This is a genomic window from Bathymodiolus platifrons methanotrophic gill symbiont, from assembly GCF_002189065.1.
In the GTDB taxonomy this organism is placed as follows: Bacteria; Pseudomonadota; Gammaproteobacteria; order Methylococcales; family Methylomonadaceae; genus Methyloprofundus.
In genome coordinates, this window is record NZ_BDMN01000111.1 from 1 (window position 1) to 9,171 (window position 9,171).

6 protein-coding genes and 1 pseudogene are annotated in these 9,171 nt (G+C 36.8%); 4 read left to right on the top strand and 3 right to left on the bottom strand.

The genetic code is table 11. The features are described from left to right. Both CDZ78_RS06965 and CDZ78_RS06970 read left to right on the top strand, forming a co-directional pair. A pseudogene (locus CDZ78_RS06965) lies at positions 1-197 on the top strand (LOG family protein); the annotation flags it as partial. Between the two features lie 319 nt (positions 198-516). Then, positions 517-3,150 (top strand): UPF0182 family protein, encoded by a 2,634-nt coding sequence (locus CDZ78_RS06970; RefSeq protein ID WP_087869361.1) that lies wholly within the window; start codon positions 517-519, stop codon positions 3,148-3,150. A gap of 620 nt (positions 3,151-3,770) precedes the next feature. On the opposite strand, the gene msbA is transcribed toward CDZ78_RS06970, so the two are convergent. Continuing rightward, entirely contained in the window at positions 3,771-5,516 is a 1,746-nt protein-coding gene (msbA, locus tag CDZ78_RS06975) for a lipid A export permease/ATP-binding protein MsbA (RefSeq protein ID WP_087869362.1), read from the bottom strand. 115 nt (positions 5,517-5,631) lie between these two features. After that, positions 5,632-6,855 (bottom strand): O-antigen ligase family protein, encoded by a 1,224-nt coding sequence (locus CDZ78_RS06980; protein ID WP_087869363.1) that lies wholly within the window; start codon positions 6,853-6,855, stop codon positions 5,632-5,634. 277 nt (positions 6,856-7,132) lie between these two features. Here CDZ78_RS06980 and CDZ78_RS22560 point away from each other — a divergent pair, with 277 nt between their 5' ends. Beyond that, on the top strand, positions 7,133-7,552 hold the full coding sequence (locus CDZ78_RS22560) for a hypothetical protein (protein ID WP_174664561.1): 420 nt from the start codon (positions 7,133-7,135) through the stop codon (positions 7,550-7,552). A 52-nt stretch (positions 7,553-7,604) separates the two neighbouring features. Further along, positions 7,605-7,742: a hypothetical protein gene (locus tag CDZ78_RS06990; RefSeq protein WP_244559178.1), complete on the top strand. Its 138-nt coding sequence runs from the start codon at positions 7,605-7,607 to the stop codon at positions 7,740-7,742. A gap of 157 nt (positions 7,743-7,899) precedes the next feature. Here CDZ78_RS06990 and CDZ78_RS06995 read toward each other — a convergent pair whose 3' ends face one another. Then, positions 7,900-9,003 carry a capsular polysaccharide export protein, LipB/KpsS family gene (locus tag CDZ78_RS06995; RefSeq protein WP_087869365.1) on the bottom strand — a complete coding sequence of 368 codons (1,104 nt, stop codon included), beginning with the start codon at positions 9,001-9,003 and terminating at the stop codon, positions 7,900-7,902. Positions 9,004-9,171: the final 168 nt, after the last annotated feature.

Here is a 9,171-nt window from a genome sequence, read left to right on the forward strand (position 1 = left end):
GTAGTCAGTTCTGGGGTGGATTGATTGACTGGATTAAAACGACACTCATTGAATTTGAAACAATTTCTCAAGAGGATTTAGATCTAATAAAAATAACTGATGATCCACAAGAGGTTCTGGAAATTATGCTAGAGCATCGACAGTGGAAACACAAGCAACGTGAGCAAGGAAAAGCTCATTACGACCCTATTATTTAAGCGAGATAAAAAAGGCTTATTAGCTGAGAGTACTATTTGTAACCTTTTCAGCTAAGCTTTTCTTTCCTGTACTTCAAATCTATTCTCGACGAGTCTTTAAGATCGAGGATTTAATAATACCCGAAAGTATAGCGCAGTAGTTGGCTTCACAGTCGTGCAGGAAAAATAGGCGCATAGCGAGCTATGCAACTGTTTTTTCTAGTGCGACTGCGGAGTCAAAAGACAAGCTAGACTCGGATATTATTGAATCATCGCTCCTTAGTCAGGTTTTGCTATAATACAATCAATACCGCTTAATTCACATAACAAAGAGGCTTCCATGAGGAACTGGAAATTGTTACCCATGATATTTGGGCTAACAGCACTTGCTTTACTTGTCTATATTCTATTTTATTTTGTCTTTGTCGATTTCTTTGTCGATCTTTGGTGGTTCCGTTCGCTTAATTTTGAAGGTTATTTCTGGTTAAGATTACTTTACCGATTTATTTTCTCAGGTGCTGTGACGCTCATATTTTTCAGTATATTCTTTTTTCATTTCTGGATTGCTTCACGTTACCTAGGCTTAAATCCACCCGACGAAATACTGGTAAGCTCTGATAAACGACAACGATTTCAGACCTTTGCTGATATATTTATGTATGGTTCAGTAAAGATTTATACCCCCTTATCTTTTATACTTGCAATCGTTATTGCAAGCCCCTTCTACCATCAATGGGAAGCGGCATTATTATATTTCTTTGGTAGTTCTGCGGGAATAGCAGACCCTGTTTACGGTCAGGATATAAGTTTTTATCTGTTTTCATATCCTTTGTATATGTTGATTCAGCAAGAACTTTTGTATACCTCTATTATCTTGTTTTTTCTGGTCACAGCCCTTTACTGGATAGAGCATATTTTTGTTCCTAATCAGAATAAAAATTATCCGGTGGGATCAAAAATCCATTTAACTATATTATTAGGTTTTACCGTTTTATTTGTTATCTGGGGGCTTTTTCTTGATCGCTTTTCATTACTCTATGTTAACTCGCATGAGCCAGTCTTTTTTGGGCCTGGTTTTGTCGAGCTACGCTATTCATTGCCTTTGATCTGGCTTAGTATTATTTCTGTACTTGCACTATTTGTATCAGTAGTTATCTATATTTTTTCCAGACAACACCGAGCAAAAATGCCAATTGTTATTGCGGCAGGTGGTTTTTTGGTCGCACTAGGTCTGCAAAATGTTGATTTTATTCCGAGTTTAATTAATACCTTTATTGTGCGCCCCAATCCGGTACTCACGGAAGGGCAGTTTATGGAGAATAATATAAAGGCAACTCTGGATGCATTTGATCTGGATAATATCAATATTGTTGATTACAAAGTTAATTTAGATGCCAGTAAAGATATTGAAGCATGGGGGACTAAACGACATTTTGAAAATATTCCAGTATGGGACAGGGGGTATTTAATCGATGGGTACAGACAATTGCAGGGAATACGCCCTTATTATTCTTTTCATAGTGTAGATGAAGACCGTTATTTCTTAAATGACCACCTCCAGCAAGTCAATTTAGCTGCACGGGAATTAAATACAGATAAATTGCCTGAAGCGGCGAAGAACTGGGAGAACACCCATTTACGTTATACGCATGGCTATGGTGCGGTGATAACCCCAGCGGCACAAGATGCAGGTAATCCCATTTTGTGGTATTTGCGTGACTTGAATATGTCATCAAATGTTGGCTTTTCTGTCAAAACACCTGATATTTATTACGGTCAGGAACAATACACTTATGCCATCGTTCCCAATGACCTGAAGGTTGTGGGCTTATCAGACTCAGCCAAGGATGTTGATGGTGTTTATAAAGGGGGGGCAGGTGTACCCTTCCCTTCCTTTTTTAGAAAATTACTGTTTGCTTTTTACTTCGGTGATGAAAAGATATTTTTCTCTACCAATATTTCTAAACAGAGTAAGTTGTTAATTAGACGTAATATTGTTGAGAGAATTAATCGAATTACGCCTTTTTTACATCTGGATACAGATCCTTATTTAGTGGTAACAAAAAACCGTTTTTACTGGATTCAAGATGCGTATACTTTATCTGATAAATACCCGGTATCTAAATTTGCCAGTGATGACTTTCTATCAGGCACACAGAACTTTAACTATATCCGCAACTCAGTCAAAATTGTTGTCGATGCCTATGATGGTTCAGTAAAGTACTATATTGCGGATAGTAAAGACCCTATTATTAATGCTTATCGAGTAGCCTATCCCGGTGTATTTAATAATCTGGATAAAATGCCAGTCGAATTGCGCAAGCATTTACGGTATCCACGAGAACTTTATTATATGCAAATGATGGTGTATTCCAAATACCATCAAATTCAGCCTGAATTGTTCTATGAGCAAGCAGAAACATGGCAGTTTGCAAAAGTGAATAAAAGTCTTGTTATGCCCTATTATCAAACCATGGATTTTGGCCATTGTGATGATAGTGAAGAGTTAGTGATGATCAATCCAATGACACCGATTAATCGCAGTAATTTGAGTATGATAGGCTTGGCAGGAACCCTGGATACTAAGAACTGTGGACAGGATAGTTATGACCCATATATTACAATCTATAAGTTTGGTAAAGACATACAAGTCAATGGGCCTGCACAGGTTGAAGCATTAATTGATCAAAGTCCAGAGATCTCAGAGCAATTTACCTTATGGGACCAGCACGGTTCAAATGTGGCGAAAGGGCGGATGGTCATTTTACCGATGGGTAAAAACTCGGTCTTGTACGTGCAACCTATTTATATGATATCCACTAAAACCAAGATACCAGAGCTGACTCGAGTCATCGTATCGATAGGAAATCAAGTGGTTATGGATACCACATTATGGTCAGCCTTTAAAAAGCTAAAAGCGAAGTTTAAAAAAGATGTCATAGATTCCCAAGGTACCGGGACTTCTATAGAGTAAATGTTTGATATTCTAGCGGCTATTATTGCCGATAGCTGCGTTACTGAAATAGTTCAGGCACCTGGAAATAAATAAGCGTCCAAGTGTGGGCAGGATTTTTGTCCGTCATTAGTGCTGTAGCAATAGGTGCATAGCGGGCTACGTAACTGTGAAAGTACTGCTTTTAGCCTCCCCCCTTGAGAAGGGGGGACTGAGGGGGGATCGTATAAAAAAATATGTCATTGATATTGTATGATTAGTTTTAATAGATCAAACCTCCCCTAACCCCTCCTTAACTAAGGAGGGGGATTTTGTTGAATACTTTCACAGTCTCCATCGCGCGCCTCATGATAGATTTTTGGACTCCATGTCACAAAAGTCAATTCGCCTCACGGTGAATCCTTTATGCCTTGGTACGTCCCGCGCCCACCTCAACTACGCACATCCTGCTCCGTTATTGCTCGCACACATGGCTTGACGGCTTTCGTAATGCAATTCTTGCCTCCCTCGCGCTCTGCTAGCGCACTTCGGATCAGCAAATTACCCAGTCACCTACCACAAACTAAAAAGCATCACTTCGCTAAGCTCCGTTTCCCTGATTTTCAGCGGCAGAATATGGCTAGGACTATAAGGAGGTAGCTTTAATTTGAATGGTTTTCATTAAATTGCAGTGCATGCAATTTAGAGTAAGCTCCATTTTTGGCTAATAACTCAATGTGGGTGCCTCGTTCAACAATCTCACCAGCTTCCATCACTAAAATAACATCAGCATTTTCAATGGTTGATAGGCGATGCGCAATAACAATAGTTGTTCTGTGTGCCATCACATGTGCTAGTGCTTTTTGAATATAGCGTTCTGATTGTGTGTCTAATGCTGACGTTGCTTCATCTAGAATTAACAAAGGCGCGTTTTTTAGTAACGCGCGTGCAATAGCAAGGCGCTGTCTTTGTCCGCCAGATAGCTGAATACCTTGCTCGCCAATTTCAGTCTGCATCCCATAGGTCAGGTTTTCGATAAACTCAGTTGCATAAGCATCATCAGCAGCTTTTAAAACGTCAGCTTCATCAATATCACCTAAAATGCCATAGGCAATATTGTTGAATACCGTGTCATTAAATAAGCTGATGTTTTGGGTAACTAGCGCAATTTGTTCTCTCAGGCAGCTTAAAGTGTATTGATTAATTTCAACACCATCTAATAAAATTCGTCCTTCAGAGTAGTCATAAAAACGCGGGATTAAATTGGTTAAAGTGGTTTTTCCGCTGCCTGATGCGCCAACGATAGCAACTGTTTCACCTGATTTAATGCTTATATTAATATTTTTAAGAGCAGGTTTGTCAGAGTTGGCATAGCTAAATGAAATATTCTCAAATTGTAAAACGCCTTGTCCATTAGCTTTCTGGACTGTGCCTTGATCAAGTTCCGGAACGACATCTAATGCATTAAAAATATCCGAGGCTGCAGCGATTCCTTTCTGGATATCATTGTTTGCACTGGTTAACTTCTGAATAGGCCGGGGAATCATAAATGCAGCTAATAAATAAGCAACAAATCCACCAGTGCTGGTATTACCCATCATAGTGAGTGCCAGGAAAAGCAAACCCGACAAAGCAAATGCAGTTAATAGTTGTATGATCGGATTTTGAATTGCAGAAACCAGAGCAACTTTTTGTGACTGCTGTTTATTAAACAAACTACTTTGCTTAAAACGTTTAACTTCATAAGCTGCGCCTCCAAAACACTTAACAACACGGTTTCCTGTCACTAGCTCTGAAGTAATATGAGTCATATTACCCATCGAGTCTTGAACATTTTTACTTAGAGATCTAAGCTTTTTGCTAACAGTTGATACTAAAATAGCTATAAAAGGAGCGATAATAAAAAATACCAGTGTTAATTTCCAGTTAAGCCAAAGCAAGTAGCTAATTAAGCCAATTGCAGTTAAGCCTTCACGAACAAAAGTCTTCACTGACTCGGTTACTGCGCGTGTAACTTCAGCAACATTATAGGTAATGAGTGAAATTAAGTGACCGCTGTTTTGCGCATCAAAATACTCTATGGAGAGCTGGGTATAGTGGTTAAAAATTTCCTGGCGAAGTCTGTGTACTACATTGACAGAGACTTTGGCTAAGTAATAGTTACCAAAGAAAGTACCTATACTTCTAAATGTAACAATGCCGATAATATAAGCAGGTAGATATGTTTTATCAGCTTTATTTCCATGTTCTATCGTGTCTATAATTAATTTAACCAGCTCGGCAAACAGAGGTTGAGCAATTGCGACAATAATAAAACCAAAGATACTGATAATAAAAAACCTAATATTAGGGATTACATACTTCAATAGGCGTTTATAGGTACTAAAACTTGAGTTTTTTTTGCTCATATTTAAAAGGCACAAATTAATTTATTGCGAAGAGGGGGAAATAACATCCTCTTGTGTGTTGATCTTTTTCTAGGCAACTGGCTGTTAACGCTTTACAATCATAATCAAGCGCTACCTACAAAAGGGGGCGTGAATATTTAGTGAAACTTAACCATAAACCTGTAATTATAGCAAACAGCAGACCGTGCTCTACTCGTAGCGTGGTATTTACTAGCCCATTTATTATGACTACCTGTAGGCTACCAAAAGTAGATAGCCATAAAAGCCAGGAAAAATCTGAACTTTCGAGTCTAGGATAATAAGTTTTTAAACTGAGAGCGATTTTTAATAAGACAGAGAAAATAATAATGACGCCCAGAATACCTTGTTCAGCTAAGGTATTGAAATACAGACTATGTCCATGTATGTATGGCAGAAAATCATCAGAAAATTGGCGGTTTTCTTCTGCCAGCCAGTGGCGCTGAATGTTTTCATCGGCTTCGCCGTAGTTTTTAATACCTATGCCAAAAACAGGATTATGTCGCCAGATTAGTAGTGAGCTATTCCAGATTCTTTGTCGTTCGGGTATTAACTGACCATTGGATGTTTGATGCAGTGTTTTTTCAATAATAGGCGCTTTACCATAAAAAAGGGAGCCGGTTAAAAGCAATACGGTAATGGCCGCGATCAGAAATGGTTTTTTAGACTTTTTAAGCCAGAAAAATGAACTGCTAAGTCCAATGAAAAACATTGTAATAGCAGAGCCACGACTTTCAGTATAAAGCATAGAGAAAATAATAAATAACAAAGAAAATAATGCCAGATAAAATTTAAAAGGCGATTTTCTTGCCAGGGTTAAGCAGAAGGCACTAGCTATGGCAAAGTTTATACATAAAAAAATAGCCGAATGATTAGAGTGGCCAACAGAGTGTAGCATCAGTGTCATTTCTTGATGATTCGTAAGTTGCCAAATACCTTCTGTTGCAGCAATGACAGTCCCGACCAAGGTGCTAATTAGAATCAGTAAAATACTCTTTTGGCTAAAGTCTGTATGCCTGATAAATAATAATATAAGAGGAATAAACAAGTTACTGATAGCACCGTTCCACTCCTTATGCTCAAATGGAGAAAAATAAGCAATGATAAAGCCTGATAACCCCCAGATTAATAACAAATAGTCGAGGAAATCATATTGGCGCCAAGTGTTCTTTCTTACATGAACGTAAAGTGACGAAAATAGAAATAATAATACAAATAATAGCTTGGGAAATTCCCTGATCGGAAGAAAGAAAGCTGTTGTGGCTAAAGTAAATAGTATAAATTTTTGAAAAGATGGGGTGGTGGTATATGGTACTGACATTTAATTAGATTCTTCGTGATTGCGCGGGCTAACCAACACATAGTGCGCCATATATGCTGCTTTTGATGTCAAGGCGAAATTAGTAGACAAAAACTGATTTAAATAAAATTCTGTGTTTTTCAGTGGGTGGCAGCTTTTTATATAGCATATAACTCAAGTTTCGGAGTTCATTTTAGCGAAAAACCACAATAAACCATTGAATAATAAAGAATAAAAGTCTCCAAAGTGGTAAAATATAGTTTATTTGACGAACTTATCTAACCACACGGAGACTTCAATGAATAATGACACAAAGTTACAGGACTTGCCAAGTCTGATTGGTGATTTATTCAGCCAGCATGGTCTACAAATTGATAATTTGTTTGCCACGCTTTGGACTAAAATGCATATAGCCACCTTGCTACATCGGGCCGGGTTCCACAAGCGATCAGGCCTAGAGGTGACACAAGTCGTCTATTTGCTATTACTTTGGGTCTGGTTAAAAACCGAATCGATTGGCATGTTTTCACGTGATGCCATGCAAAGTTTTACCGATGCTAAAAAAGATGTCATGTACGACTATCTAAAACGTGAAGATGTCAATTGGCGACGTTTGCATTGCCAGATTGCGCAGCAAGTAGTGATGGAACATAAGCTGAATACGCAGACCATTAAAGCATTTGTTCTTGATGACTCGGTTAAAATAAGACGAGGTTAAGAAAATGGCGGGGGTTTCCAGTCACTTTGACCACCTGACAGGAAGGACAGTGATGGGGCAACAAGTACTGGCTTTAGGTTATGCGACTGAAGAGACTTTTCTTCCACTGGATAATCAAATCTATATCAGTTCAAAGAAGATTCAAGAACAGGCAACAGATTTCTATGTGCTTCAAAACCTAATAAAGTGAAAAATTCAGAGTGATTCATTATCTTTAGGTCAAGAGTGTGGAACTGGTGGATTTAATCTCATCTTACTTTGTTTTTTGCATACAGTTGATAGACTGTTTGTTGTCGAAAACCAAATAATATCTTGACTTTGTGGCTTGGGATTCCTATTATTTATTTTTATTTTAAAAAATGAACAAAGTTTTTATATAAGTTTTCATCTGTTTTAACCAAATAATCATTATATAAATACTTTAAAAATTTATCTACTAAGTCTTCATTAAATTCAAGTGTTTCGAAATTACTAAAAAGTGTTTTTAGTTCTTCAATATTTGAGGCACCATAGCTTATACCTTCTATTTTATAAAAAGCATTACCAAGTAAAATTACTTTCTTTTTTAATAATAATGACTCTACTCCTACTGTAGAATTGATACAAACAACAGCTAGACTTTTTTCTATCAGTTCTTGAGTGGGATATGAGTTAGCAAACGTTATATTATTAAATTCTTTCACTCTTTTATGTAAGTCTGGATAGTTGATACCACTACTAGGATGTTCTTTAAGAATAAAATGAAAATTTGTCTCTTTAGAGAGTTCTACTATGACATCAAATAAGGCTCGCATGTTTTTTATAAATTTAGATTCGGTAATAATTTGTGTGTCATAATCCACTTGAAACGGGACAAATATAAACTCTTTTGGAAGCTTGTCTTCTTGTTTGTTGAATTTTTCAGTATGTTTAGAAACTCTAGGTACAAGTTGGCTTGGTAGTTCAATGTCGCTTGTATAAGTTTGATAAAACTCTTTATTTCTTGGTACACTATTGCTGAAGTTGATACCTTTTAAATCTAGGACCTGAGTATTTGGAAGTAACCCATTTTCAAAATAAACAACTTGTTTATTTAATAATTTAGCTATTTCTATGGCTATTAGTTGTCTGAACTTTCCACCATTCCATATTAAGACCTTTGAGAAGTTTTTATCAAATATTTTATAATAACGAAGATAAGTGATATAGGTTAATATTTTAAAGAAAATTCTTAAAATAAATTTTGGAAAAGAAATAGAAGTTTTTGCTATTAGCTCATCTACGGCAAAGTCACAAGCTGGATTAAAATCAGGTTTAGAGATATACTTTAAAGCGGTTAATGAAGGCACAATATATTGTCTTGTTTCTTCTAAGTAAAAGTTTTCAGTATGCTCTTCTTTTAACATCTCTAGAAAGAATTTTTTTTGACTTTTTCGAAAGGCTAGTAATAATATTTTTTCAGCTTCCTTCACTATATATCCTGTTCATTTTCTGATTTTATACTTGCATTTATAAAAATAGCACTAAACAAATAAAGCAACAGTAAATTGCTTTCTAAATAAAGGCTCTGCTACAAAGCCAACAAGAAAGATGTAAGCGTCGATTCTTCCCACCTAGACAAGCTACGCCACTTACTTTAA